Annotated in this window: 1 protein-coding gene; it reads right to left on the reverse strand. The window is 63.6% G+C overall.

What is annotated here, in order from left to right:
• Window positions 1–445 (reverse strand): Bug family tripartite tricarboxylate transporter substrate binding protein (locus tag AC1DRP_RS36885; protein WP_476771185.1); only part of this gene is annotated, 445 nt, incomplete at both ends.

A 445-nucleotide genomic window follows, 5' to 3' on the forward strand; every position in this document is an offset into this window, starting at 1 on the left:
GATCGGTAGGGTACATGGGCCATATCCGTGCCGGTCGCGACCTTGAACAACTCGGCTGCCATATGCGTCGAGGTGCCGGCGCCGGACGAGCCGAACGAGTATTTGCCCGGGTTCTTCTTCAGCAGTTCGATGAGTTCCGGTACCGACTTCGCCGGCAGGTCGAGATTGACCATCAGGATATTCGGCACGCTCGCCACCTGCGAGATCGGCGCAAAATCCTTGATGTGGTCAAAGGGCATCTTGCTGTAGACGGCCGGGTTGATCGCATGGGTCGAGACCGTGCCCATGGTCAGCGTATAGCCGTCGGCCGGCGCCCTCGCGACGGCAGCGACACCGGTGTTGCCGCCCGCGCCCGCCCGATTTTCGACGATGAACTTGCCATTGAGCCGCACGGCCAGCCGCTCGGCCAGAATTCTGCCGAGAAGGTCGGTCGTGCCGCCGGCCG

The sequence above is a fragment of the Allobosea sp. 01N443 genome, from assembly GCF_056399325.1.